Here is a 25,499-nt window from a genome sequence, read left to right as displayed (position 1 = left end):
AGGATATGGCTGATGCTTTAATTCTTGCTGGTGGAGGGGAAGGGGAAATCGAAAAAAAATTTGGGGTTCGAAACCGGGCCTTGCTTGTCATTGAAGACAGGTTTATGATAGAATATGTGATAGAAGCCCTCAGAAGCGTTTCCTCGATAAATAGAGTAGTTGTTGTTGGCCCAGTCCGGGAGTTTCAGTCACGAATTGGTAAACTGGTTGATGCTGTTGTTGCTCCGGGAGATAACCCATTCCAGAGTGCCTTGCAAGGGTTGGAATTTTTGAGGACCCAGGAGAAAGTGCTGGTAGCAAGTTGTGATATCCCCTTGATAAAAGGGGAAATGATTGAGGATTTCTTTTTGCGTTGCTCAAAAAAGGAAGCCGATTTTTACTACCCCATTATTCGTGAGGAGTCTTATGTTAAGAAGTTTGGAAAGAGTCGCAGGACTTTTGCTGCTCTTCGTGATGGAAGATTTACTGGAGGCAATATCCTGTATCTGGACCCCAGCGTTTTTGAGAAAAAGCGAGATTTGGTAGAAAAAATTGTTGAGAGCCGCAAAAATCCCTTGACTATCGCAAGATTACTGGGCTTAACCATTATCGTTAAGTACCTGTTGCGAATGTTGACTATTGAAGAAATAGAAAAGAGAGTGGAAAAAGTAACTGGCATTAGAGGTAAGGCAATTATTACCCCCTATCCCGAGATAGGGTTTGATGTAGATCGAGCGGAACATGTGGAGATGGTTAAGGAATTTCTTAAAAAGAGAAGTTAGGAGGAGGTTGCCTTGAACGAAGAAACCAAAAATAGCGAAATAACTGTGGAAGAGAAGAAAAAAGAGGACGAAACCGTGGTCAAAAACGAAACTTCTGAAGACCTTGAAGAGATTGAAGAATTGACTCCCGATACAAAGGTTGAGACAAAAAGAAGCAGAGATGATGTAAGTCTGCAGTTTTCTCTGGCTGAGCTTAAAAGAAAAACCAACGCAGAACTTGCAGAGATTGCTCAGAGCCTCAAAATTTCAGGATATAGCAGGAAGAAAAAGAGCGATCTCATTTTTGAAATATTAAAGAAAGCAACGGAGTCCAAAGGGTATATTTTCAGCGAGGGAATACTGGAAGTTACTCCTGAAGGTTACGGCTTTTTGCGCACTTCTGACGATTTTGCGCCTACCGAGAATGATGTTTACGTTTCACCTTCTCAGATTAAACGCTTCGGTCTGAGTAGTGGTGATAAGGTTGCCGGCCAAGTGCGTCCACCTAAGGAGGGTGAGCGCTATTACGCTCTTTTGCGTATCGAAGCCATCAATGATGAAGAACCAGAACAAGCTAAAAAGAGACCCCTTTTTGAAAATCTTACTCCTACTTTCCCCAATGAACAGTACGTCCTGGAAACGGTGCCGTCAGAGATCTCCACGCGGATCATTGACTTGTTTGCTCCCATTGGCAAAGGGCAGCGGGGCTTGATAGTAGCACCACCCAAAGCAGGAAAGACCATTTTGCTTGAAAAGATTGCGAATGGTATCGCCACTAATTATCCTGATGTGGTGCTCATCGTGCTTCTCATTGATGAACGCCCTGAAGAAGTGACCCACATGGAGCGCTCAGTTAAGGGGCAGGTCATCGCCTCAACTTTTGACAAAAAACCAGAGAACCACCTGAGGGTTGCTGAACTGACTCTGGAGAGAGCAAAGCGCCTGGTTGAAGAAGGTAAGGACGTGGTAATTTTACTTGATAGCATTACCCGTTTGGCCAGAGCTAATAACCTGGTAGTGCCCAATACCGGGAAGACGCTCTCTGGAGGAATAGATTCTTTGGCTCTCCACTGGCCGAAGCGCTTTTTTGGTGCAGCCCGCAACATTGAAGAAGGTGGTAGTCTTACTATCCTGGCCACTGCCCTCATTGATACCGGTTCCCGTATGGACGAGGTTATCTACGAGGAGTTTAAGGGGACTGGAAATATGGAGCTTCACCTGAGCAGGGCACTTGCAGAAAGTAGAATTTTCCCGGCTATTGATATTCACCGTTCTGGAACTCGACGCGAAGAGCTGCTCCTTAAAAAGGAAGACCTGGAACGAATATGGATGTTGCGAAAGCTGCTTGCCAATGTGGACACCCAAGAGGCTGCACAAATGGTTATCGACCGTATTAAAAATACCCGTTCTAACAAAGAATTTTTGAAGATTATTGATCAGGTCTCGAAGACCTTGCGCTGAGTTTTTGACACCCTTTTTGGCTCTGTGATATAATAACCTGCACTTTTTGGTAGAGGTGATGAAGAAATGAAGAAAGGAATTCATCCCGAATATAAAGAGACCAGAGTAATTTGTGCTTGTGGCAATACCTTTGTGACCCGTTCCACCAAGTTTCCAGAAATCAAGGTGGAGATTTGCGCGAAGTGCCATCCTTTCTTTACCGGGCAGCAAAAGCTGGTGGATACGACGGGAAGGGTGGACAAGTTTTACGCGAAATATGGCGAAGATTACTGATCGTTCATGGAAGTATCGCTTATTGCGCACACCCCTGATCCGGAGCAGGTGGTTGCTCGCTCGGCCAGGGTGTGCTACAGTTTCTCCCCTCCTCAGGAAGTTCCAATTGAAGAAGCACGCAGATTAATTCGAGAACTGGTTTCCCGGGGCCACTATTCCGTTTTAGAGCATGCTTCCTTTACTTTTCTGATTAAAGGTCTCTCCCGGGTGGCTTCTCATCAGTTAGTTCGCCATCGTATCGCTTCTTATTCTCAGCAAAGTCAAAGGTACACAGATTTAACACGGACTTCTTTCGTAATTCCTCCTTCCATAGCCAAGAATCAAGAAGCAGCTGAAATTTTTCAGGAAGTGGTCAAAGTAGCTCTGGATGCGTATAATAAGATGGTAGAGCAAGGGTTGCCCAAAGAGGATGCCAGGTTTGTCCTACCTCAAGCAGTGAAAACAAACTTGGTATTTACAGCCAACGCACGAGAGCTCCTTCATTTTTTTAGCTTGAGGTTGTGCAGCCGGGCACAGTGGGAGATACGAGAGCTGGCATTTTTGATGCTTAACATTGTTAAAGAAATTGCTCCTTCCATTTTCGAAGAGGCAGGTCCCCCCTGTGTGAAAGGGGTTTGTCCGGAAGGAGAAAAAGGTTGTGGTCATCCATGGAAGAAAAATTAGGTAACCAGGATAGAATTGATGTGGGAGGACAGGCCCTTATCGAAGGGGTTATGATGCGGAGCCCCAGGCGCCTGGCTATAGCGGTGAGGAAACCGAAGGGAGATATTGTCCTTAAGAGTTTTGAAACTGTTCCTCCCTGGAAAAAACATAAATTTCTTTCTCTCCCTGTGATACGGGGAGTGGTTAATCTGGTGGACTCACTGGCCGTTGGTCTGCGCGCTCTTTCTTACTCTGCAACTGTGGTGCTGGAAGAAGAAGATGAAAAGCTTTCCCCCTTTGATATAACCATAGCTATGCTTCTTGCTGTAGCGCTCTTTGCTGGGCTTTTTGTCGCTCTTCCCACTTTCCTGACCTCCTTCCTGGATCGTTTTATTGGTTCTACTTTTGTTTACAACCTTGTGGAAGGCTTAATAAGAGTGCTCATTTTTATCATTTATCTTCTGGTAATTTCCAGCTTAAAGGACATCCGGCGTATTTTTGAGTATCATGGGGCAGAACACAAGGCAATTTTTGCCTTTGAACACGGGGAAGAACTTACCCCGGAAAATGCCCTTAAATTTACCACCTTGCATCCACGTTGTGGTACCAACTGGCTGGTCATTGTTATGTTGATCAGTATTTTTATTTTTTCCCTGTTAGGTAGACCAGGTGTTTTGACCAGAATAGTAAGCAGAATTCTTATCATTCCTCTGGTGGCTGGTTTGGCCTATGAAGCCATAAAATTTCTTTCACGTTATCAGAATAAAAGGATAGCGTACTACTTTTCACTTCCTGGCCTCTGGTTGCAAAAAATTACCACTCGCGAACCCGATGTTTCTCAGCTTGAAGTTGCCATTGTTGCCCTGAAGGAAAGTTTGAGGAAAGGTGAGGACTATGTGGAGGTCAAAAGTTGAGGAGCTGGTAGAGCAATACAAAGAAATCACTGCAAAAATGGCTCAGCCTGAGATAGCCAGTAATATTGCTTTATTGCGAGAGTATTCCAAGACGTTGAGTGAAATAGAACCCTTGGTTAAAGAGTATGAAGCCCTCCGTGAAAAAGAAGCCCGACTTCGGGAAGACCGAGAACTTCTTAAAGAAGAAAAAGACCCTGAGTTGCGCCTGTTGCTTGAGGAAGAAATAGAGGAGCTGGAGAAGGAGATACGGGAAAGCGAAGAAAAGATAAAAATTTTATTGCTTCCTCGAGACCCCCGCGATGAAAAAAACACCCTCATTGAGATAAGGGCTGGTACTGGTGGAGAAGAAGCAGCGCTTTTTGCTGCTGACCTACTAAGGATGTATACTCGCTTTGCGGAAAGACAGGGTTTTAAAGTTGAAGTTATGAGTGCAAGTCCTACCGAGCTTGGGGGTTTTAAGGAAGTTATTGTAGCGATAGAGGGAAAAGGTGCTTATAGCAAGTTCAAATACGAAAGTGGGGTTCACAGGGTGCAGAGGATTCCTGTTACCGAGGCTGGAGGGAGAATTCATACTTCCACGGCTACGGTGGCTGTTCTTCCCGAAGCTGACGAAGTGGATGTCGAGATAAAACCCGAAGACTTGAGAATAGATGTGTACCGTTCTTCAGGCCCCGGGGGACAGAGCGTCAACACCACCGATTCCGCAGTGAGGATAACTCACCTGCCTACGGGTATTGTGGTAACCTGTCAGGATGAAAAATCACAGCACAAAAACAAAGCTAAGGCGATGCGAATACTTCGCGCCAGGATTCTGGACTTGGAACGTCGTCGACAGAAAGAAGAAATTGACCGGGAGCGTAAGAGCCAGATTGGGAGTGGTGAACGAAGTGAACGAATCAGAACCTACAACTTTCCTCAAAACAGGGTTACCGATCACCGTATTAACCTTACCCTTTATCGCCTCGAAGATGTTCTCGAGGGAGACCTGGAGGAAATAGTAGAGGCGCTTGCTGCCGAAGAAAGAAGCCGGATGCTTGAAAAGGTTGGTTAGGAGTGCTTCAGGTTCGCGAGGCCTGGAAAGAGGCAGTTGGGTTGCTTAAAAGAGTTGGTGTTGTCTCACCCACAAGAGAGGCTCGGCTTTTGCTTTCTTCTGTGCTGGGAACTGATCCTTCGCGTGTGCATCTTTTCTGGGATTTTAGCCTTGAAGAAGAAAAGCTAAAGAAGCTACATGCCCTTCTTAAAGAACGCGCCAGAGGCGTCCCCATTCAGTATCTGATTGGAGAGTGGGAGTTCATGTCTCTCCCCTTTTACGTTGAAGAGGGGGTTTTCATACCACGTCTGGATACCGAGTGTTGGGTGGAAGAGGTCATCCTGTCCCTTAAAAAGGCCAGCGCAAGGGAACTTCTTCTTTGTGATGTGGGTTGTGGGAGTGGGGTTATAGGGCTTTCTTGTGCATTCTGGGTACCGCAGGTTAAGCTTTACGGAGTGGATATTTCAGAAAGGGCTATTGCTCTTTCCGAAAAAAATGCCTGCCGTCTTGGTATAGAAAACCGCTGTAGTTTTTTGAAGTCGGACCTTTTTGAGGTGTTTAAAGGCCAAAACATTCTTTTTGACGCTGTGGTTTCCAACCCCCCCTATGTGAAGACAGGAGATTGGGAATTGCTCCCCAAAGAAATTCGCTTTTACGAACCCCGGGAAGCCCTGCTTGCTGGAGAAGACGGCTTATTAATAATAAGGAGGTTGTTGCTGGAGGGAGCTTCCTGGATTAAAAAGGGAGGGCTGCTTTTCTTTGAACATGATCCTGCTCAAAGCGAGCTTATTCGTAAAGAGATTGAAAAACTGGAAACTTGGGAGTATCTTTATACCATCAGGGATTATGCCCACAAAGACAGAGCGACTGCTGTAAAAAGAAAGGAGTAGCCGGAGTGAAAATACTCATAGGGAGCGATCACGGAGGTTACTTTTTAAAAGAGGATCTCAAGGGATTTTTGAAAGAATTGGGACATGAGGTGATTGATTACGGAGCTTACAGCGCTGAGCCCTGTGATTATCCAGATATTGCTTTTCTGGTCAGCAAGGATCTTTTAGCAGGTAAGGGCGATAGAGCTATTCTGGTCTGTGGTACCGGAATTGGGATGTGTATCGCAGCCAATAAAGTGAAGGGGATAAGAGCAGCTCTTTGTCATGATGTGTTCTCCGCCAGAGCTTCGCGGGAGCACAACAATGCTAACGTGCTGACTCTTGGAGAACGGGTAATTGGTAAGGGACTAGCGCGTGAAATCGTGCGTAGCTGGTTAGGTGCTGAGTTTACAGGTGGGCGACACCAGAGAAGAGTAGAGAAAATTGTGGAGTTTGAACAAGATGGAAGTCAAAAGACCTGAATGGGATGAGTACTTCATGAGCATTGCCGAACTGGTGAGTTCTCGCTCTACCTGCTTACGCAGAAAGGTAGGTGCGGTGCTGGTCAGAGAAAAGCGGATTCTGGCTACCGGTTACAATGGTGTTCCTTCGGGTATTGAACACTGCACTCTGGAAACCTGCTTGCGAAGCAAGCAGGGTGTTCCTTCTGGCAAGCAGCAAGAGCTATGTCGAGGACTCCATGCAGAGCAAAACGTGATTATTCAAGCAGCACTTCACGGGGTAAGTACTCGGGGAGCTACTCTTTATTGCACTCATAAGCCCTGTATTCTCTGCGCCAAAATGATTATTAATGCTGGAATAGTGCGGATTGTATATCAGAACCATTACCCTGACCCTTTGGCTGACGAGATGTTGCAGGAAGCCGGTATAGAGATGATTCCTTTTTCTGGTGAATCTCTTTTGAGGAAATAGGTTCTTATGGGTAACCTGATTCTGGTTTTTATGCTGGGTTTTCTGGGTTCTATGATACTTACTCCTCTGGTTATCAGGCTCAGCCATCGCAAAGGCTGGCTCGATAGTTCTCAGGGCGTGCGCAAGATTCACACACGTCCCGTTTCTCGTCTTGGGGGATTGGCGGTTTACTTACCTTTCATGCTGATTCTCCTGGGAAGCAATTTCTGGTTTGGCTTGGAACTTCCAGCGTTCTTTTTCCTTGGTATTTCTGTGGTTTTTCTAACCGGCTTGATAGATGATTTTATCTCACTTTCTCCCCCGCTAAAAGTTTTTGGTCAGGTCGTAGGAATAGTTCTTTTAATGGTTTCAGGCGTGGTTATCAGTTTTTTTACTCTTCCCTGGGGGGCCATTCTGTATCTCGGTGCCTGGGGTTATCCTTTAACTTTTTTGTGGATGCTGGGTATAACCAATGCCCTGAATCTTATAGATGGTATGGATGGCTTATCTTCTGGCATTGCTGCTATTGCTTCCTTTACCCTGGGTGTAGTTGCTTTGCAAGAGGGAAGGAGTCTTGCTGCTCTCGTTGCCTTTTTGCTCATGGGAACAGAGCTTGGTTTTTTGTGTTACAATTTTCCTCCGGCTCGCATTTTTCTTGGAGATGGAGGCGCTTTGTTTGCAGGCATAGTCCTTTCAACCATATCCGTTCAGGGTTCCTTGAAAAGTACGGCTACCTTTACGCTCCTGGTGCCTATTCTGGTTCTGGGTATTCCCATCTTTGATACCTTTTTTGCCATCGTGCGGCGCAAAAAAAATCGCTTGCCCTTGATGTCACCCGATGAAGGACACCTGCATCACCGATTGCTGAAACGCGGCTACAGCACCAGAAAAGCGGTTCTGGTTTTTTATTCCATAAGCCTAATTTTCAGTGTGGTAGCAATTTTCATCAATCGCTATCTCCAGAACAGTACCTATTCACTTCTTTTGGTTCTGGTGGTGGTTTTCTTGTTTATGAGATGGGGCCTTCAACTTGGTGTTACTGAAGCAGGAGGAGAAAAACCTGTTGGGCAGAGCTAAAGCGCTTTTTGTTTTAGGCACCAGACCAGAAGTCATAAAGCTTGCCCCTCTCATTCTCAGGTTCCAGCGCCACAAGCACTTTTCCTGCGTGGTTGTGAACACTGGTCAGCACCGGGAAATGTCCAGAGAATTCCTTGATTTGTTCGAAATCACTCCTGGGTATGATCTTAGAGTCATGAGTGAGCGCCAGAGCCTGGGACGCTTGACTGGGAAATTATGCCTTCGTTTAGAAGAGATAGTAACGCTTGAAAAACCGGATTTACTGGTCGTCCAGGGAGATACCACCACTGCTTTCTGCGGAGCGCTTTCTGCTTTCTATTGCCAGGTTCCTTGTGTTCACGTCGAAGCGGGTTTACGAACTGGGAATAAGTTTCAACCCTTTCCTGAGGAGATAAATCGAGCTCTGGTGGCTCGCCTTGCTGACCTTCACTGCGCTCCTACCCAGAGAGCTAAGGCAAACCTGCTTCGAGAGGGCATAGACGAGGGGAAGGTTGTGGTTACCGGTAATACTATTGTCGATGCTTTGCAACTAATCCTGACTCAAAAAAAAGACTTTATAAACAAAACACTCGAAGAAGCACTCAAGATTTCCAGGAAAGTGATTACTGTAACGGCTCACCGGAGAGAAAACTGGGGGAAGGGGATTGAAGAAGTCGCTTTTGCAATTAAGGAATTATCGGAGAAGTTTGAAGATGTGAACTTCTTTTTTTCTGTTCATCCCAATCCGGTGGTCAAAGGCACTGTTTATTCCCTGTTGAGGGGTATACCCAATGTTTTTCTCTTTTCAACCCTCGCCTATTCGGACTTTATAAAGCTCCTTGCAAGAAGTAACCTGGTAATAAGTGATTCAGGGGGTATTCAGGAAGAAGCACCAGCGCTGGGAGTACCGGTTCTGGTTACCAGAGAGGTTACTGAAAGACCTGAGTTGCTCGAGGCGGGCCTGGGTGCTCTGGTTGGGTGTTCAAAAGAAAAAATAGTTGAGGAAGCAACAAGAAGACTTCTTGCCGGGGGAGAACGCATTCCCCGTTCCGTGTTCGGTGACGGCAAAGCAGCAGAGCGCATAGAGCGGGCAATAGAGAATTTCCTGGGTTTTTGTACTCAGGGGGTAGAGGAATTCAAAGGCTGAAGGAACACTTTTAGCTTCTTTTCTGGCTAAGTTCTTTGGCTTTAAGTTTTGCCAGAGAGAACAGCAATCTGGCCTCGAGGCGGATGGTTTCCGGATCTCCCCTTTTTTCTTGTATTTCTTTCCTGGTGTTTTCTAAGATTCTTCTGGTACTGAATTCGTCGATTTCGTTCCCCTTTTCACAGGTCTCAGTGAGAATGGTCACTGTTTCAGGAGTGATTTCTGCCACTCCGCCTGAAATGGCGTAATATTCTCTTTCTCCACCCTGAAAGCGCGCTTCCAGAACTCCTATGGCTAACTCGATTACCGCAGGAGCATGTCTTGGCAGAATGCCTCTTTTCCCGTCCGGGCATTCCAGAATAAGGTGGCTTACCCCGGAAAGGACTGTTTTTACCTCTGGTGTCAGCAGTATTACCTGAAGCTCTTTCATCGGCTTTTGCTCTTCAACTGGTCAAATTTTGCTTTTGCTTCATCAATGCTACCCACCATGTAGAAGACCTGTTCCGGCCAGTCATCGCACTCTCCCTCTACAATCATTTCTACTCCCTGCAGAGTTTCCTTAAGGGGAACAAAGACGCCAGGTAGTCCGGTAAAGTTTTCTGCTACGAAGAAAGGTTGCGTAAGAAAGCGCTGCAGTCGTCGGGCACGCTTTACTATTTTTTTATCTTCTTCAGAGAGTTCTTCAATGCCCAGAAGAGCTATGATGTCTTGTAGGTCCAGGTAGTGGGCAATAATTTTTCTGGTTTCTTGGGCGAGTTTGAGGTGGCGTTCACCTACAACCAGGGTGTTCAGGGCACGGGAACTGGATTGCAGGGGGTCCACTGCTGGGTAGAAACCCTGCTCAAAGAGTTTTCTGGAAAGCACTGTACTGGCGTCAAGATGTGCAAAAGTGGTTGCTGGAGCTGGATCAGTCAGGTCGTCGGCGGGGACGTAAACTGCCTGTACGGAAGTTATTGAACCGTTTACGGTGGAAGTTATCCTTTCTTCCACCATGCCAATTTCTTCCTGCAGTGTGGGTTGGTAGCCCACTGCTGAAGGCAACCTACCGAGCAGGGCCGAAACCTCAGCTCCTGCCTGAATGTAGCGAAAGATGTTGTCGATAAACAACAGAACGTCCTGAGAGAGCACGTCTCTAAAAAACTCGGCCATAGTAAGTGCTGAAAAGGCAACCCGGAAACGTGCCCCGGGGGGTTCGTTCATCTGTCCAAAAACTAAAACAGTGTGGTTCAGAACACCACTTTTTTGCATCTGGAGCCACAGCTCGTTGCCTTCACGCATCCGCTCACCAACGCCTGCAAAGACCGACACTCCCCGGTGGGCGGTTGCAGTGCGATGGATGAGTTCCATTATCAGTACTGTTTTTCCCACTCCAGCACCACCAAAGAGACCCGTTTTGCCACCCCGAAGATAAGGACAGAGCAGGTCGATGACCTTTATGCCCGTTTCAAATATCTGAGTTGAGGCTATCCTTTCGGTAAAAGGGGGTGCAGACTTATGTATGGAGCTTTTTTGAGGATTCCTTAGAGGGCCAAGTTCATCAATTGGTTCACCAAAAACGTTAAACACTCTTCCCAGGGTCTCCTTTCCAACTGGAACCATAAGAGGAGTACCAGAATCGTAGGCTTTTGCTCCCCGCTGCAGACCTCTGGTATCCTGAAGTGCCAGACACCTCACGACTCCTTTTCCCTGATGACTTTGCACTTCGAGTAGAAGCGGGGAAGTATCCCCTTCTGAGTTATTGCGTTGTTTGATGACCAGTATGTTGTGAATAGCTGGTAGTTCTTCTTCCGGAAAAGCTACGTCCACTACTTGACCGGCTATCCTGACCACTCTTCCAACCAAACCACTGCTTCTTTCCACTTACATTGCCCCCTCCACTATGGAAGCCGATATGACCTCGCTTAGCTCTCTGGTTATTTTTTCCTGTCGCCTTTTGTGGTAGAGAAGGCCAAGGGTTTCCAGGGTTTCCCTTGAGTGAGTGGTTGCGCTGTCCATAAGCCTCAAGCGGGTTGCCTGCTCGCTCATGAAAGACTGGATTACCGCTTCGTAAAGACAGGCACTGAAGTATTTTTCTTGAAGGGACCTGTACAGCGCTTCTGGATTAGCAAAAATTTCAAAGTCACTCTTTGAGGTAGTCTTTGTATCTTGTGGGAGATATTGCGATTGAGGATAAAAAGGATGTATTCTTTTTTGAGTCGGCTGGTACTGGGTAACTGAAAGGTAGGTATTGTAAAAAAGATAAAGAGAGTCAAAGCTTTCTTGGAATAAAAAGTTTTTTATCTGGTAACTTAACTCTCTTATTTGTTCGTAGCTGGGGATGCGGACAATATTTAAAGGTTGAGAAAAAGCAATTGGATAACCTTGGTTCATCAAATGGTTTCTGCCCTGCTTGCCCAGCACCAAAAGCTGAATTTCTCTGGATGGGCCCTGTGTCTCCTGAGCAAATTTGAGCATCTGTCTTGCAATGCTTTGATTAAATCCACCCACCAGACCCCGGTCTGAGAAAATCCCCAGAAGGGCCAGTTTCCTTTCTGAAAAGAGAGTCGATGTTTCCAGGTGTAAAACTACCAACTCCAGAGCCAGTTCCAGTTTCAAACGGAAATCCACAGCTGGTTGTAATAAATTGCGGCCCATTCTCCAGCGAATTGCTGATATGGTCTTCATGGTGCGAGTGAGGTGCTCTATGTCTTTAACCAGGTCTATTTTTCGCTTAATATCACTTAACCTGGTCATTGGATTTGCCCCTTAAGGTAAAGCTGGTTGAAATTCTGGATATAATCGCGCATTTTTTCTTCAAGTTCCGTGGATAAATCCCTCTCTTTGCGTAATCTTTCCAGAAGGTCCGGTTTTTCTTCTGCTACTTTTTTACAGAGAAGTGTTTCCCATTCTCGTAATCTTTCCAGGGGGATTTCATCAACCAGACCACGCGTGGCTGCAAAAATAACCAATATTTCAAGGGCAATATCGAGGGGTGAAAATGGCGGCTGAGAAAGAAGGGCAAAAACCCGCTTTCCGTGGTTAAGTTGCTTCTGGGTTACCTCATCAAGTTCAGCACTGAAACGAGCAAACTCCTCAAGTTCGAAGTATTGAGAAAGATCAAGACGCACCCGTCGCGCGACCTTTTTCATGATTGGGGTTTGTGCTTCACCCCCAACTCGGGATACTGATAGCCCTACGTTTATAGGAGGTCCAAAACCTCGCGCAAGTAAAGCACTCTCGAGATAAATCTGGCCATCAGTTATCGAAATGAGGTTGGTTGGAATGTACGCCGAGATGTCTCCTTCCTGAGTTTCAATTATCGGTAAGGCAGTCATGGAGCCTCCTCCATACTTTTCGTTTAATTGGGCACTGCGCTCCAGGAGGCTGGAGTGGATATAAAATATATCTCCGGGGTAAGACTCTCTTCCTGGAGGGCGTTTCATTAGTAAAGAAAGAGCGCGATAGCTTGCGGCGTGTTTAGTCAAATCATCGTAAACAATCAGCGTATCATACCCATTGTACATAAAGTACTCGGCAATGGCACAGCCGCTGTAGGGTGCAAGATATACCATTGCTGGTGGGTCTTCCGAGGAAGCACAAACTATTATACTGTAGTTAATTGCCTGGTAACGTTTCAAATTCTCTACCAGCTCTTTGACAACAGAAAGTTTTTGCCCGATGGCTACGTATATGCATATTACCTTTTTCTCCCTCTGGTTAAGAATGATGTCAAAAGCTATGGAGGTCTTACCAGTGCGACGGTCCCCTATTATTAGCTCCCGCTGCCCTTTTCCTAAGGGAATTACGGCGTCAATGGTTTTAATGCCTGTAAAAAGGGTTCTCTGTACGGGTCGACGGGCAGTAATCGGAGGTGCCTCAAAGAAAATTGGTCTCTTTTCTTTGCAAGAGGGGGGTTCTTCGCCGTCGATGGCCTTGCCCAGAGGGTCAATAGTTCTTCCCAACAGTTCTTCCCCGGCAGGAATAGTAAGCTGTTCTCCACTCCTAAAAACCTGGCTACCAGTAGAGAGCTGGGTATAGTCACCAAATATAATGCATTGCAGAGAGTCTTTTTCTAAAGAAAAAACCTGTCCCGGAATTTCTCCTTCGAATAGCACTTTTTCCCCCATGAAGGCTTCCTGGAGTCCATCCACAATCGCAATACCATCTTTGATTTCTCTTACATAACCAATTTCTCCGATTTCGGGTTCCAGTTTAAATTTTTTTACAGCCTTTCTTGCTTTCTGCAGGACCTCTGACACCGAAAACATGAACTTACAATAGCTCCTTTTTTAGCTTTTCCAGCTGAGTTTTGAGGCTACAATCAATGTAAAGATCTCGCCACATAATAATTACTCCCCCGATTAAAGAAGGGTCAACTTTTTCCTTTATTTTAAGATGGGTGTCACCAGCAAAAGGAGCGAGTTTCTGGAAGATAATTTGCTTTTGCCTTGCGGTAAGGGGAAAGGGAGTTATCACCTTTACTATTTCTTTTTTACTTTTCATGGGCTATACTCAGTCGGGATTCTATTCTATTTAACGCAGCGTCAAGCAGTTCGTCGATCAAGCGTTCCTGTATTTGTGGTGTAATGTGTTCCTGGAGAATTTTACCAGCTATAGCTATAGCAATTTCCGCTATTTCTTCTCGTAATTCCTTGTGTAATCTTTCGATTTCTTTTTGGGCTCTGGTTTCGTATTCTCTTTTAATCTTTTCTGCTTCCTGATATGCTTCTTCAATAATAGTAGCTTTCATCTGCAGAGCTTCTTGATTAGCTCTCTCCAGGGCTTCTTTGTATCTTTGCTGAATGGAGCGCTCTTCTTCCTCATACTTTTCTTTTAATTTTCTCAGTTCCTCGCGAGTTTTTTCTATTTCTTCCAGTTCGCTGCGTATTTTCTGAGAACGTCTATCCAGCGCTCTCAAAACGGGTTTAAAGAGAAAACGAACCAGTAGGAAAACCAGAACTATAAAATTGATAATCTGAAAAATCAGGCTACGATCTACCTCTAACATTGATAACCTTTTACTTGAAAACGTATTTTATAAGTGGATTGGCAAAAAGCAGTATCAGGGAAACCACCAGCACGTAAATAGCCAGTGATTCAAGCAGTGCCAGTCCCACAAATAGAGTTCTGCTGATTTCATTGGTTGCCTCCGGTTGACGGGCTATGCCCTCCAGAGCTTTGCTACAGGCTTTTCCCTGCCCCAGAGCTGGAAAAATAACCCCGATGGCGATGGAAAAACCAGCAGTGAAAACGGTGACGCATAGAAACAATATTTCTCCCTGCATCGTAATCCCCCTTTCAGATTGAAAAAAATTTATCACTAATGACCCGCTTTTTCAACCGAAGCGCTCAGATACACTACAGTAAGTATCGTAAATATATAGGCCTGAATGATTCCGGTGAAAATACTGAAAAGCATCATCGGCACCGGTAAAAAGAGTGGTGCCAGCATGAAGAGAATAGCAATGATAATTTCTTCCCCCAGGATATTTCCAAAAAGTCGCAGGGCCAGAGAAAGAGTGCGGGTTATTTCACCTATTATGTGGAAAGGAGCAAGGATTGGGGATGGAGAAATATAGGTCTTGAGATAATTCCGCAGGCCCTGATTGCGAATCCCGTAATAAGGAACGGCAAAAAAGACTATCAGAGCAAGAGCCAGGGTGGTATTGAAATTACCTGTTGGTGCTTGCAGGCCAGGCACCAAATTGGCAAGATTGGAGGTTCCAATGAAAAGAGCAAGGGTTCCTACCAGAGGTAAAAACTGTCTACCGTATCCCGGAGACATTCCTTCGATGAGATTGAGAATCGCTTCCACAAACAACTCGACGACGTTTTGTAGTCTTCCTGGAACAAGGGTCATTTTTCTGGTGAGCAATATTGAACCCACTACCAGGAAGGCCATTACCAGCCAAGTAGCAATTACGGTTTTGGTAACTGGAAGAACCCATATCCAGAAAAGCACGTGGGGGTTTAGCAATTCTTCCATCGATTTTTACCTCTAAACAAAAATTTTACATAAAACCACAGGAACAGGTGGTAGGTGAGGGGGAGGGTAGCGGTAAGGAATAGTGCGTTGACCTGCAGGGAAGATATTAAGAGCCAGCAAAAAACTACAAAAACACTCCACCTAAGGAGTTTGTCTTTGGTAGAGGGCAGGTTTCTCTTTGAAATCACTCTTTTGACTTCCCAAAAAAGCAAAGAAAGTATCAGGTTAACCAGAAGCGTACTTCCCGCCAGGGCTACAAGGAATTCTTCAATCATCTTTGTGGTTGACAGTATCTCTTTTATCATCGCTTTTGCGACTTTCTCGCATCAAGAAGTCATATAAGTTATAAAAACCCAGAAAAGCTCCCAGGGCTAACAGGGACAGAGTCCAGGAAAAACCCAGAGGGTACTTCCTGTCAAGATATTGACCCAGGAAGAGCCCAAATAATATAGGCGCCACACTCATCCAGGAAATATCCCAGATCTGACCCACACTTTTCCAAAAACTACCATTATCGGAAGCATTTCTTTTCATAGGAATAATTATAATCGACTATTGAAAAATTCAAATGTTCTGGTTATCATATAAAATAGGGAGCGGAAATAGCTCAGGGGTAGAGCATCGGCTTCCCAAGCCGAGGGTCGCGGGTTCGAATCCCGTTTTCCGCTCCAATTTTTTATTTTATGCACCTTCCAGTTTGTTCTCCTTGCTCTCAAATCCGATACTCATAGAAAGGTTATTCTAAGAAAGTTTTTCTCTTTTTGAACTTGATTTTCTCTTTTAAAGAGTGTAACCTGGAATTGCGCTTAAAGCCTCAGGGAGGGGATGCAAAGTGAAAATGCGCTTCGCGTTGCTGTTGGTGCTGGCATTTATTTTTGCGGTTTCCACCTGTTCGCTGGGCTATTCTGAGGACAAACCAAGTAAGGACACATTGTTGGGGGAAAATGTAGAAGCAACCTACCTGTCAGAGCCTGGCAGCCCTTTTGATTTAATAATAACCGACGTAGCCGGTGATGGAAATGAGTCAAAAGGCGTCCTTCGTCTTTTTACTGCAGATAATTTCACCTGGGAGTTCGATTTCTATTTTGAAGATGGCGGGTCTGGCAGGTGGGGCATTGAAGCATCTGACAGGGTTGAAAAAGTTGTAATATATCTTGAAAGTGGTGCAGTTTCTGTGGACCACGAGGGGAAACTAACGAAAGAAGTAAGGACAACAATGCCACCAGTGAAAGCAACGCCACCTTTTCCAGCTGGTTCTTTTTCCGCCAGCACCTTGATGAACATTGCAGGGAACACTATTAGAGGCAGAATCTATTTGAAAGACCATATATATCGTTACGATGTCATTCCTGAAGAAGAAAAGACTATTACCGTTGAAAGCCAGACCAAAGGTCAAGCTGTAAATGTTAACGTAGAAACGACTTTCGAAGTTAAAAATATTTCTATAGTGGTCGACAGACGGTCTCAAAAGGCGTTTATGATTGACCAGGATGAAAAAACGTATCTGGAAGTGCCTGTTTTTCATTTGACAAACCCACAGGATTTCAAGGCTTCTTACCTTTTCAGCCCGTTATACTTTTACAACCCTGTTGAAGCTCACTATGCTATGAGCTTAGTCTACGACGTTGTTGAAAGCGGAGAAGAGGATGTTGAAGGCCTTCTCTGTGAAAAAAAGGAATTGCAAGCTGGAAATTTCCTTGTTCAGAAGGCCTGGATTTCCAGAGAGTACGGCATTCCTGTAAAGCTTATCAACTATGTACAGGGCGAAACACAGATGGTCTTTGAAGTAAAGGATATTGAAGAAGTATCTCTGGATGCCAGTATCTTTGAGATTCCTGAAGGATACAGGCCGATGAAAGGGGAATAAAATTAAAAATACTATAATAGCGTTTGCAAGAGACTTTTTTAATTAATTAAGTTAGATCTTTCAAATTTTTCAATGTAATCTTTGTTTTTTCTCGTTTGGATAAAGCCTTTAAGTTTGTTTCTAAAGGAATTTGAAGGATTAAGCCAACTGGACCCCAGCGGACAAACAAAGCTCACTCTTTAGCAAAGTCGCGGACTTTCATAAAAGAAAACCCAGCTTCACCATCCAAAGATCCAGGAAATTCTTCTTTGGTGATGAACTCACGCGGAGCTGAAGAAGTGATTTGTTTCATAGAGTGAGATTTTTCTCCAGTTACGTTTTCAAACACGATAGACTTTTCCCTGGAACAATTCCGCTTTTTGTAGGAAAAAACTCTTTTTTTGACTCGATTATTAGCATAATATACTAAGTACAGCCCGATTTTGAAACCCAAAGAGTGTCCAATACACGATGTCGAAAACGAGTGTTTGGTAAAGAAGTATTGTGCGTTGTGAAAGGAATTTAGCCATAAATGGAATCTTGGGAATGTTTAAGGAGGAGTAAAGGTGGACAGGAAAAGAGCCCTCGGATTCGTTATTCTGCTTGGTCTGGTAAGCCTTTTTGGAGATGTAACTTATGAAGGTGCCCGCAGTATCGTGGGTCCCTTCCTCCGTCACCTTGGAGCGGGAGCTGCAGTGGTTGGTTTTGCAGCCGGTGTGGGAGAATTTACGGGTTACGGACTGAGAATCGTCTCCGGATTGCTGAGCGACAGGACGAAAAAATACTGGTTTTTTGTTATTTTGGGTTACTGTGTAAACCTTCTGGCAGTTCCGCTGCTTGCAGTTGCTGGAAACTGGGAAATAGCAATCTTTCTACTCATTCTTGAACGCTTTGGAAAAGCACTCAGGACTCCTGCAAGGGATGCTATGCTTTCAGGGGCTGCCGAGCAGTTTGGATTAGGGTGGGGTTTTGGTTTACACGAAGCCATGGACCAGATTGGTGCAGTGTCCGGTCCTCTTCTGGTTGCCTTTTTACTGGCTGCGAAGGGAAGTTATCGCCTGTCGCTTGCTTTTCTCGCTATACCTGCTTTACTGGCCCTGTCCTTTTTGGTGCTGGCAAAAGGTTTTTACCCTGCTTCTCGAGAACTTGCGGTAAAAAAATTATCGGTTGCTACTCGCGGTTTGACCTCTCCTTATTGGCTGTATCTTGTGGCGGTAATGTTGGTAGCTATAGGTTTTGCGGATTACCCCTTGATAGCCTTTCATATTAAAAACCAAGCGATATTGGGGGAATCTCTGATACCTGTACTCTATGCATATGCAATGGGCGTTGATGCTTTCAGCGCATTGTTTTTTGGGTGGCTCTTCGATAGGAGAGGCTTTCAGGCTTTGTTGGGGGCTGTTTTCTTATCCACACTCTTTGCCCCCTTCGCCTTTTCATCAGGTTGGTCCCTGATTGTGCTTGGCATGACCCTCTGGGGAATAGGTATGGGAGCTCAGGAGTCTATAATGAGGGCTACCGTTGCTCGTATGGCTCCTTCCGAAAGGAGGAGTTCTGCTTACGGAATATTTTTTGCTGCATACGGTCTTGCCTGGTTTGCGGGATCCTGGGCTATGGGTTTTCTTTACGAAAAGAATATCCTTTACCTGGTTCTTTTCTCGGTTGTTGCTCAACTTTTTGCCGCTTTAATTCTCCTCAAAGTGAAAGGTGCTCTACAGCAAACGTAATCAAACTTTAAGCCTGGGAACAAGTGAGGAAAGTCATGCTATAATTAAAAAGCAGCCTAGACAGGGGAGGATGGTGAAGCCTTGAAAGAAAGCACAAAAGGAATGGTTTATGCAGCCCTGGCTACTGCTTGTGTGACTGTGGTTACCATGAGCTTGCAGGTGCCCGTTCCACAAACCAGGGGTTATATCAACCTGGGAGATGCAGCTATAATGGTCTTTGCTTTGCTTCTGGGTAGAAAGTGGGGAGCTATAGCTGGTGGAGTGGGTTCAGCCCTTGCTGACGTACTCACTGGATATGCCCATTGGGCTCCTTTTACACTGATAATCAAGGGTCTTGAAGGCTTCATCGCAGGCCATGCTGCTCACCGAAGCAAAGGATTACTGGTCCAGTTTTCGTTCCTTTTGCTCGCGGGTTGCGAAATGGTTGCTGGCTACTTTTTGAGTGAAGTGGCAATGTATGGCTTGGGAGCAGCACTTGCTGAGCTCCCCGGTAATTTTCTACAAGCGGGTAGTGCGATGGTAATTGCACCTTTGCTGGTTACAGCAATTTTGAAAACCGAGAAAGCGTTGATGCATCACCGTACCTGAGCCTTTTGTTTTTGCTAACCTTGTTGGTATTATTAGTAAGGAGGGGAAAGCGTTGAAAAGTTTTCTGCTTTTGGGTTTATTGTGCATAGTGATTCTGGTTTGTGCAGGTTGTTCGGGAGAAACATCCATCTCGCCTCAAAGTGAGGAAGGATTGCCATCCGGTCTTCGCAGTTTGCTTGACGAAGCTCTTGCTAATTTCAATCAGTATTATGGGAACATTGGTACGGCTCTCTCCTACAGTTATTTGGGAACCATTGGTGACGTTGCCCAAAGACAGGAAGTGATAACCGAAATTACCAATCCATTGATGGCCAGAGTTCCCAAAATTACTTTTGAAGATACGTTGTTTTCCGGGAGTATTATTTCCCTGCAAGAAGAAACTATTTCTCAAGCAGAACTCAACGAGTGGCAAAATCTGGTTAGTTCGCTCATTGGAGTAGGAATGCACCTGGTGAGAATTTACTGGCAAGCTAATGGTGAAGAATTTTCCACGCTCTGTGTGGCCACTGCTGAGGACATTGTTTACGATAATATTCTTTCCAATATGGTGATTGTAGAAGGGCAGGAGCAGAAGCTTCGCTGTCTGGACTATACTATTTACTGGCTCTGGGGTGGAGAACGGGGAAAAATAATTGCTGAAGTGACTGCCTCTTGTGATGGAGTCATTAACTGTGGTCGTCACTGCAGCGCATCCATGACTCTTGGGGAAGCTCGCATCAACTGCCAAACTCGCACCCAGGGTAACTGCTGTGTACTTGAATACAGCTTTGCCTGGGCTACACCACTGGTCCAGATTTCAGTGGATAGTGACGGGTTTACCCTGCGTACTTCTGGATTGGGTTCTTCAGGAGAGGGAAACGGCAATTGTAGTGATTGCTGTGAGCAAGGTTTCGAAGGGGGTCCCACTACTCACGTAGAATAGATTTTTTCAAGTACTACCTTCTCTATTTTAGGAAATGCAAAAAGAAAGCGGTGAATGAGCTCCTTGAGGTTATCAGGTGAGGTAGCCTCAAAACGTAACGTGTAAACTGGTTCGGTCACTGAGTTGCGAAGCATCGCCCAGCCATCAGGCCAGAGAGCTTTTACTCCATCAATAGTAATTAATTCAGCCTCTGAAGAAGAAATAGTTTCCAGAATCTTTTCTACCAGGTGTTCTTCAAGATCTCTGGGTATTCGAATATCTGGTGTAACATGGGGTTCGGGATACAGGGCAAGAATTTCGGAAAGCGATGCTTCCTGCCTCGAGAGCAGGGCGCTAAAAAGAGTTGCAGCATAAAGACCATCGTCTCTGCCAAGATTTCCAAAAAAATAATGGCCACTGATTTCACCGCCCATGAAAGCTCCCTCTGTTATCAGTCTTCTTTTGATATAGGCATGACCTGAGCGTTCAGGAAGAGGGCGGCAATTCTTTTTCTTGAGTTCCTGAGGAATGATATTGGAACATTTTAAGTCATAGATAAAAGCACTTTCTGGAGGAACAAAATTGCGTATAAAGAAAATCATGCTGTGTTCGGCCTGCACAAACTGCCCTTTTTCATCGACAAAAACCACTCGGTCACCATCGCCGTCAAAAGCAATCCCCAGGTCTGCCCTATGGCTGTGGACCATTTCAGAAAGTTTTTGTAAATTTTGTGGCAAGGCAGGGTTGGGCGAACGATTGGGGAAAGCACCGTTGCGATCGCAAAAAAGCTCAATTACCTGGTGTCCAAACCCCCGGAGGAACCTGGTTGCAACCCCAGAGTAGCAACCATTCCCACAGTCAACAACCATTTTCAGAGGTCTATCTGGTGTGGGAAGCTTCTCTGAAAGATAGGAAAAATACAGTTTCTCCCAGTCTTCATTCATAGCCAGCAGTCCACCCTTGGCCCTTTTGAGGTTTCCCCCTTTTGCAACCAGCTTCGCAATTTTTTGAATATCTTCTGGACGGGGTGGCATTTTCCCAAAAGCAAGCTTTATTCCATTATACTGTGGGGGGTTGTGGGAAGCGGTTACCATGAGACCTCCAGAAGCAGCGGTGGTTTCTACAATGAAGTAGAAAAGTGGAGTGGGAACTATTCCCACGTCGATAACTTTCAAGCCACCCGCAACCAGGCCTTCTATGAGAGCTTTTTTCAAGGAGGGCGTACTTAAACGTACATCCCCACCCACCACTATCACACTTTGTGGCTCAAAGAAGGAAGCAAAAGCCTTGCCTATCTCGCAGACCAGGTTTTCGTTGATTTCCTCAGGATAAATACCTCTGATGTCGCACTCTTTAAATGCACTACTCATTGTTTTTGACCTTTAACACTCCCTGTTGCAAAAGGTAATTGGTAGCGTCGATAATCGCTTGCTCTGGAGAATAGGCTGGTTGGAAGTCCAAAAGCTCTCGAGCCTTTTCTATCGACATGCAACAACCCTGACGTACATGATAGTAAGCCTCTTCGGGAAAGCCAAATTGCTCCGTATATTCTTCGAGTTGAATACACCTGAAGCGCAGTTCTTTTCCAAAGAGCGAAGCGAAAAACACACCCATTCCGTAGAAAGTCATGGCATGTGAAGCTCCACAATTAAAGCTTTCACCAATTGCTTTTTTTCGATATTTCAGGGCTTTTACAAACAGTTGAGCAACATCGAAGGGATGAACATGGTGCAGGGTTGAAAATCCTCCATCAAGCAGAAAGATTTCCTCGCCATTAATTATTTTTTGCAGTGTTTCCGGGTTGTGGTCACCAAAGGGAGTAACCAGAGTTTTGCCAGCACCGGTTATGTGTCCAGGGTGTATCAGGACCACAGGGAATTTTCCCGCATGGCAGGCCTGAAACAGTTTTTCCTCTATAAGTGCTTTTTTTCGGGCATAGTCGTTCAGGGGGTTACGAGGATGGCCCTCATCAACTGGTACCTTTTGCACGGGACCATATACCCAGGCCGTACCGCAGGAAAGGAGTAAGGCATCACTTCCTGAAAGAAGTTCAATCAGGTAGTCAGCGCTTTGAGGTTCAAAACAAATCAAATCGATAATTGCCTCCGGTTGGTATTTCTTAATAATATTCTGTAATCGGCCACTCTGTTCATCTTGGTAACGGTCGATAATTTCAGTGCTAACCCTTGAGAAAAGAAAGTTATGAGGGAAAGGTTGCGTCAATCCCCTGGTCAAAACCACTACTTCATAGCCTTCGCTTACAAGCATCGGCACCAGAAAACTTCCTATATGGCCGGTACCGCCAATCACCAAAACCCTGCCCTTTCGAATCATCTTTTCAGTCTCCTAAATATGTATTGGGTTTTCTCTATTATATAAAGCCTCAGCTTTTGATACAATGATTACCGGAAGGACTTTTATCGAGAAAGTCGTTGGTTATATTTCTGAGTGTATCGGCGTTTATGGTGCTTACCAGATACATCAAATCAGAAAAGAGGTGTTTTCAAAAAATGCAACAAGAATGGAAGGAAACTCTAAAAGCGGCTTCGATTGGCAGGATTATGGAAGCAGCCTATCGGAAACACATCCTGGTTCCTGCTTTCAACATTGCTCACCTTCCAATGGTAAAAACCATATTTGATGTCCTGAGAGAAACCCGCACTTTTGCTTTGCTGGAAGTATCCCGTCCAGATATTATGCGTTTTGGTGCTGAAAGCTTTAAAGCGGTCAAAGAAGAATATGCTCGCTGGGAAGACCTTTCCCTGGCCCGTTTGCACCAGGACCATGTTCCGGTCATTGATGAAGAAGGGAATCCAGTAGACTGGAGAGAACTCATCCAAGAAGCGCTTCGTCTTGGCTATCATTCAGTAATGATCGATGGTTCCCGCTTACCTTTTGAGGAAAACGTCCGTGTTACTCAGGAAGTGGTTTCAATGGCTCACCCCCAGGGAGTATGTGTGGAGGCCGAGCTTGGAGCCGTCCTGGGACACGAGAAAGGACCTTTGCCTCCTTATGAGGAACTTTTTGCTTCGGGAAAAGGTTTTACTTCTCCCGAGGATGCGGAAAAATTTGTCAAGGCAACAGGGGTGGATTGGCTTTCAGTAGCAGTAGGCAATATTCACGGTGCAATAAGTGGAGCCGCAAAAGACCAGAAGAAGGTGGAAGCGCGTCTCAATATAGAGTGGCTGAAGGAAATAGCAAGACGTACCCAAATACCCCTGGTTTTACATGGAGGCTCGGGTATTAAGAAAGAGTATGTTCAAGAAGCAATTCGCAATGGTATTACCAAAATCAACGTGGGAACAGAAATTCGCCAGGCTTATGAAAAAGGCCTAAAAGAGGGTGGTAATATAGAAAGTGCTCGGAGCATTTTGAGAGATAAGTTGCTTGAATTGATAGAAGAGTATTATGAAATACAGGGCACAGCCCTCAGATTAGCTGAAGCCCTTAAGGAGGTTTCTTAAATGAAGTATCCTAATCTTTTTTCACCACTGACAATTAAGAAAGTAGAACTCAGAAATCGGATTGTAATGCCACCTATGGCTACTAACCTGGGTAGTGCTTTTGGGGAAGTTACTTCGGAACTTATAGAGTATTACCGTCTCAGGGCTGCAGGCGGAGTGGGACTTATTATTATCGAAAATGCGCAGGTAGATATGTACCAGGGAAGGAGCTTAACTTCTCAAATAGCTGTAGACGACGACAAGTTCCTGGCAGGATTAAAAGCTCTCGCTGAGGCGATACACGTTGAGGGAGCAAAAACCTTTTTGCAAATTCAACACGGAGGGCGGCAATGTACACCTTCGACAACCTCTGGTCTCCAGCCAGTAGCTCCATCTCCTATTGCCTGCAAATTTCTCGGTGTGGAGCCAAGAGAGCTAAGCACAGATGAAATTAAATCTCTTGTTGACAAATTTGTTCAAGCTGCCTTGAGAGCAAAGCTGGCAGGTTTTGATGGGGTGGAAATTCATGCCGCGCACGGCTACCTGATCAACGAGTTTCTATCTCCCTACACCAATAAGCGTTCCGATGAGTATGGAGGAAGTTTCGAAAACAGGTTGCGCTTTCTTGACGAGATAATCGACGGTATAAGACAGCTGACCGGAGAAGATTTTGTGGTAGGAGTACGTCTTAGCGTTGACGAGTTTGTGCCGGGAGGAATTGATCTTGAACAGGGTAAAGCTATTGCCAAACACCTTGAAGAAAAAGGGATTGATTACCTTAGCGTAAGCTGTGGAATATACGAGTCGGTCAGCACCATTGTAGAACCGGTAAACTATGAAGAAGGCTGGCGAGTGTATTTGGCCGAAGCCCTTAAGAAAGAAGTTTCTCTACCCATCGTAACGGTTGGAGTTATAAGGCATCCTGAATTTGCGGAAAAAATTCTTGCTGAAGGCAAGGCAGATCTTGTAGCGGTAGGGAGAGGTTTGATAGCAGATCCAGAATGGCCTAAAAAAGCGTTTCGGGGAGAAGAGGAATATATTAACTACTGTATAAGCTGTAATGTAGGATGCATAGGAGAGCTGTTTGCCAACGGTAAGGTTCACTGTGCAATAAACCCCTGGGCAGGAAGAGAATTTTCTTGGGGCAGGCAGGACTTGGCTACTTGCTCCAAAAAAGTAGTGGTTGTTGGTGGAGGTCCGGCTGGAATGGAAGCAGCAATGCTCTGTGCTCAACGGGGGCACGAGGTTGTTTTAATAGAGAAGGAAGAAAGACTTGGTGGTCAACTCCTCCTGGCAGCCACTGCACCAGGCAAAGATAAAATCCGCTGGTTCCTCCAATACCTGGAGAGAATGCTTCAGAAGCTTAAAGTCCGGGTAATTACCGGCGAAGAGGCTACCCCCGACAAGATTCTGGCTATGGAACCTGATGTGGTTTTTGTTGCGACGGGTGGTGAGCCCATAATCCCCGAATTTTCGCAACTGGAAGCCGCTATCAGCACCACAGCCTGGGATGTTTTAAAAGGTAAAATCACTCCTTCTAAGAAGGAAGTAGCAGTTATAGGCGGAGGTATGGTAGGTTGTGAAACCGCACTGTATCTTTCGGACCTGGATAACAAAGTGTACCTTTTAGAAATGCTACCTCAGCTTGCCCAGGATGCAGAAGTTATAACCCGCATAGAGCTTTTGAAGGAACTGAATGCAAGAGGCAATATAATCATTATGAGTAATACCAAATGCATGGATGTAATTGGGGGGAGGGTAGTGTACCTCTGCGAAGCCGATCCCCAAACATCTGAATTGCATGTTGATTACCTGGTTTTTGCTCTGGGCACTCGACCACGGAGAGAGCTCTTTGAAGCGTTGAAAGGAAGGATCAACGAAGTATACCTTGTAGGTGATGCAAGAAGTCCTCGCAAAATTTATCACGCAGTTTTGGAAGCAGCAAACTTTGCACGTCAGGTGTGAATAAATCGGACCCCAAGGTGCAT

29 protein-coding genes and 1 tRNA gene are annotated in these 25,499 nt (G+C 45.3%); 18 read left to right on the top strand and 12 right to left on the bottom strand.

The genetic code is table 11. The features are described from left to right. The first annotated feature begins 5 nt into the window (after nucleotides 1-5). The 11 genes from ACKTT1_RS06170 (at nucleotide 6) to wecB (ending at nucleotide 9,044) form a co-directional block, all read left to right on the top strand. Complete coding sequence (locus ACKTT1_RS06170) at nucleotides 6-761, top strand: nucleotidyltransferase family protein (RefSeq protein WP_412708953.1); 756 nt, start codon at nucleotides 6-8, stop codon at nucleotides 759-761. A gap of 171 nt (nucleotides 762-932) precedes the next feature. Continuing rightward, on the top strand, nucleotides 933-2,201 hold the full coding sequence (rho, locus tag ACKTT1_RS06165) for a transcription termination factor Rho (protein ID WP_412710560.1): 1,269 nt from the start codon (nucleotides 933-935) through the stop codon (nucleotides 2,199-2,201). Between the two features lie 66 nt (nucleotides 2,202-2,267). After that, complete coding sequence (gene rpmE, locus ACKTT1_RS06160; RefSeq protein WP_412708952.1) at nucleotides 2,268-2,474, top strand: 50S ribosomal protein L31; 207 nt, start codon at nucleotides 2,268-2,270, stop codon at nucleotides 2,472-2,474. A gap of 6 nt (nucleotides 2,475-2,480) precedes the next feature. Continuing rightward, entirely contained in the window at nucleotides 2,481-3,137 is a 657-nt protein-coding gene (thyX, locus tag ACKTT1_RS06155; protein WP_412708951.1) for an FAD-dependent thymidylate synthase, read from the top strand. Continuing rightward, nucleotides 3,122-4,030 (top strand): DUF1385 domain-containing protein, encoded by a 909-nt coding sequence (locus ACKTT1_RS06150; protein WP_412708950.1) that lies wholly within the window; start codon nucleotides 3,122-3,124, stop codon nucleotides 4,028-4,030. Before thyX ends, ACKTT1_RS06150 begins: the two co-directional genes overlap by 16 nt. Further along, complete coding sequence (gene prfA / locus ACKTT1_RS06145) at nucleotides 4,011-5,081, top strand: peptide chain release factor 1 (RefSeq protein ID WP_369019165.1); 1,071 nt, start codon at nucleotides 4,011-4,013, stop codon at nucleotides 5,079-5,081. The genes ACKTT1_RS06150 and prfA overlap by 20 nt, the downstream gene beginning before the upstream one ends. A 2-nt stretch (nucleotides 5,082-5,083) precedes the next feature. Beyond that, on the top strand, nucleotides 5,084-5,950 hold the full coding sequence (prmC, locus tag ACKTT1_RS06140) for a peptide chain release factor N(5)-glutamine methyltransferase (RefSeq protein ID WP_412708949.1): 867 nt from the start codon (nucleotides 5,084-5,086) through the stop codon (nucleotides 5,948-5,950). A 5-nt stretch (nucleotides 5,951-5,955) separates the two neighbouring features. Beyond that, on the top strand, nucleotides 5,956-6,411 hold the full coding sequence (gene rpiB / locus ACKTT1_RS06135; RefSeq protein ID WP_369019167.1) for a ribose 5-phosphate isomerase B: 456 nt from the start codon (nucleotides 5,956-5,958) through the stop codon (nucleotides 6,409-6,411). Then, nucleotides 6,392-6,862, top strand: a complete 471-nt coding sequence (locus ACKTT1_RS06130; RefSeq protein ID WP_412708948.1) for a deoxycytidylate deaminase — start codon at nucleotides 6,392-6,394, stop codon at nucleotides 6,860-6,862. The genes rpiB and ACKTT1_RS06130 overlap by 20 nt, the downstream gene beginning before the upstream one ends. Nucleotides 6,863-6,868: 6 nt before the next feature. Next, the gene (locus tag ACKTT1_RS06125; protein WP_412708947.1) at nucleotides 6,869-7,918 is read left to right on the top strand and encodes an MraY family glycosyltransferase; all 1,050 of its coding nucleotides are present in this window, start codon (nucleotides 6,869-6,871) and stop codon (nucleotides 7,916-7,918) included. Then, complete coding sequence (wecB, locus tag ACKTT1_RS06120) at nucleotides 7,905-9,044, top strand: non-hydrolyzing UDP-N-acetylglucosamine 2-epimerase (protein WP_412708946.1); 1,140 nt, start codon at nucleotides 7,905-7,907, stop codon at nucleotides 9,042-9,044. The genes ACKTT1_RS06125 and wecB overlap by 14 nt, the downstream gene beginning before the upstream one ends. 10 nt (nucleotides 9,045-9,054) lie before the next feature. Here the strand turns inward: wecB and atpC are convergent, their stop codons facing one another. From atpC to ACKTT1_RS06075, 9 genes are all read right to left on the bottom strand, one after another. Then, on the bottom strand, nucleotides 9,055-9,471 hold the full coding sequence (gene atpC, locus ACKTT1_RS06115) for an ATP synthase F1 subunit epsilon (RefSeq protein WP_412708945.1): 417 nt from the start codon (nucleotides 9,469-9,471) through the stop codon (nucleotides 9,055-9,057). Further along, nucleotides 9,468-10,901 (bottom strand): F0F1 ATP synthase subunit beta, encoded by a 1,434-nt coding sequence (gene atpD, locus ACKTT1_RS06110; RefSeq protein WP_412708944.1) that lies wholly within the window; start codon nucleotides 10,899-10,901, stop codon nucleotides 9,468-9,470. Before atpD ends, atpC begins: the two co-directional genes overlap by 4 nt. Next, nucleotides 10,902-11,774, bottom strand: coding sequence for a FoF1 ATP synthase subunit gamma (locus ACKTT1_RS06105; RefSeq protein WP_412708943.1), 873 nt, complete (start codon nucleotides 11,772-11,774; stop codon nucleotides 10,902-10,904). Further along, nucleotides 11,771-13,288: a F0F1 ATP synthase subunit alpha gene (locus ACKTT1_RS06100; protein WP_412708942.1), complete on the bottom strand. Its 1,518-nt coding sequence runs from the start codon at nucleotides 13,286-13,288 to the stop codon at nucleotides 11,771-11,773. The genes ACKTT1_RS06105 and ACKTT1_RS06100 overlap by 4 nt, the downstream gene beginning before the upstream one ends. A gap of 4 nt (nucleotides 13,289-13,292) precedes the next feature. Further along, complete coding sequence (locus tag ACKTT1_RS06095) at nucleotides 13,293-13,523, bottom strand: F0F1 ATP synthase subunit delta (RefSeq protein WP_369019175.1); 231 nt, start codon at nucleotides 13,521-13,523, stop codon at nucleotides 13,293-13,295. After that, nucleotides 13,513-14,028, bottom strand: coding sequence for a F0F1 ATP synthase subunit B (atpF, locus tag ACKTT1_RS06090; protein ID WP_412708941.1), 516 nt, complete (start codon nucleotides 14,026-14,028; stop codon nucleotides 13,513-13,515). Before atpF ends, ACKTT1_RS06095 begins: the two co-directional genes overlap by 11 nt. 10 nt (nucleotides 14,029-14,038) lie before the next feature. After that, a complete protein-coding gene (gene atpE, locus ACKTT1_RS06085; protein ID WP_369019177.1) occupies nucleotides 14,039-14,305 on the bottom strand; it encodes an ATP synthase F0 subunit C in 267 nt (88 codons plus the stop codon). 35 nt (nucleotides 14,306-14,340) lie between these two features. Further along, nucleotides 14,341-15,006 carry a F0F1 ATP synthase subunit A gene (locus ACKTT1_RS06080; RefSeq protein ID WP_412708940.1) on the bottom strand — a complete coding sequence of 222 codons (666 nt, stop codon included), beginning with the start codon at nucleotides 15,004-15,006 and terminating at the stop codon, nucleotides 14,341-14,343. A 267-nt stretch (nucleotides 15,007-15,273) separates the two neighbouring features. Further along, on the bottom strand, nucleotides 15,274-15,540 hold the full coding sequence (locus tag ACKTT1_RS06075) for an AtpZ/AtpI family protein (RefSeq protein ID WP_412708939.1): 267 nt from the start codon (nucleotides 15,538-15,540) through the stop codon (nucleotides 15,274-15,276). Nucleotides 15,541-15,602: 62 nt separating this feature from the next. On the opposite strand from ACKTT1_RS06075, the gene ACKTT1_RS06070 reads away from it, so the two are divergent. Together ACKTT1_RS06070 and ACKTT1_RS06065 are read left to right on the top strand one after the other, a co-directional pair. Then, a tRNA-Gly gene (locus ACKTT1_RS06070) sits at nucleotides 15,603-15,677 on the top strand. A gap of 167 nt (nucleotides 15,678-15,844) precedes the next feature. After that, entirely contained in the window at nucleotides 15,845-16,873 is a 1,029-nt protein-coding gene (locus tag ACKTT1_RS06065) for a DUF4412 domain-containing protein (protein ID WP_412710559.1), read from the top strand. Between the two features lie 172 nt (nucleotides 16,874-17,045). Here the strand turns inward: ACKTT1_RS06065 and ACKTT1_RS06060 are convergent, their stop codons facing one another. Then, nucleotides 17,046-17,201, bottom strand: a complete 156-nt coding sequence (locus ACKTT1_RS06060; protein WP_412708938.1) for a hypothetical protein — start codon at nucleotides 17,199-17,201, stop codon at nucleotides 17,046-17,048. A 217-nt stretch (nucleotides 17,202-17,418) separates the two neighbouring features. Here ACKTT1_RS06060 and ACKTT1_RS06055 point away from each other — a divergent pair, with 217 nt between their 5' ends. The 3 genes from ACKTT1_RS06055 to ACKTT1_RS06045 all read left to right on the top strand — a co-directional run bounded on the left by ACKTT1_RS06055 (nucleotide 17,419) and on the right by ACKTT1_RS06045 (nucleotide 20,089). After that, complete coding sequence (locus ACKTT1_RS06055) at nucleotides 17,419-18,579, top strand: MFS transporter (RefSeq protein ID WP_412708937.1); 1,161 nt, start codon at nucleotides 17,419-17,421, stop codon at nucleotides 18,577-18,579. Nucleotides 18,580-18,660: 81 nt separating this feature from the next. After that, nucleotides 18,661-19,167 carry an ECF transporter S component gene (locus ACKTT1_RS06050; protein ID WP_412708936.1) on the top strand — a complete coding sequence of 169 codons (507 nt, stop codon included), beginning with the start codon at nucleotides 18,661-18,663 and terminating at the stop codon, nucleotides 19,165-19,167. Nucleotides 19,168-19,219: 52 nt separating this feature from the next. Beyond that, nucleotides 19,220-20,089: a hypothetical protein gene (locus ACKTT1_RS06045; RefSeq protein ID WP_412708935.1), complete on the top strand. Its 870-nt coding sequence runs from the start codon at nucleotides 19,220-19,222 to the stop codon at nucleotides 20,087-20,089. Here the strand turns inward: ACKTT1_RS06045 and ACKTT1_RS06040 are convergent. Together ACKTT1_RS06040 and ACKTT1_RS06035 are read right to left on the bottom strand one after the other, a co-directional pair. Beyond that, entirely contained in the window at nucleotides 20,077-21,438 is a 1,362-nt protein-coding gene (locus ACKTT1_RS06040) for a phosphomannomutase/phosphoglucomutase (protein WP_412708934.1), read from the bottom strand. The genes ACKTT1_RS06045 and ACKTT1_RS06040 overlap by 13 nt on opposite strands. Further along, complete coding sequence (locus tag ACKTT1_RS06035; RefSeq protein ID WP_412708933.1) at nucleotides 21,431-22,402, bottom strand: NAD-dependent epimerase/dehydratase family protein; 972 nt, start codon at nucleotides 22,400-22,402, stop codon at nucleotides 21,431-21,433. Before ACKTT1_RS06035 ends, ACKTT1_RS06040 begins: the two co-directional genes overlap by 8 nt. Nucleotides 22,403-22,578: 176 nt before the next feature. Between ACKTT1_RS06035 and ACKTT1_RS06030 the strand changes: the two genes are divergently transcribed. Together ACKTT1_RS06030 and ACKTT1_RS06025 are read left to right on the top strand one after the other, a co-directional pair. After that, nucleotides 22,579-23,532: a class II fructose-bisphosphate aldolase gene (locus tag ACKTT1_RS06030; RefSeq protein WP_412708932.1), complete on the top strand. Its 954-nt coding sequence runs from the start codon at nucleotides 22,579-22,581 to the stop codon at nucleotides 23,530-23,532. Next, nucleotides 23,533-25,476: an FAD-dependent oxidoreductase gene (locus tag ACKTT1_RS06025; protein ID WP_412708931.1), complete on the top strand. Its 1,944-nt coding sequence runs from the start codon at nucleotides 23,533-23,535 to the stop codon at nucleotides 25,474-25,476. The last annotated feature ends 23 nt before the right edge of the window (nucleotides 25,477-25,499 follow it).

The organism is Atrimonas thermophila (assembly GCF_045864955.1).
GTDB classification, from domain to species: domain Bacteria; phylum Atribacterota; class Atribacteria; order Atribacterales; family Thermatribacteraceae; genus Thermatribacter; species Thermatribacter velox.
The sequence above is the reverse complement of the archived record's forward strand: the minus strand, read 5'-3'. Positions and strand labels throughout refer to the sequence as shown.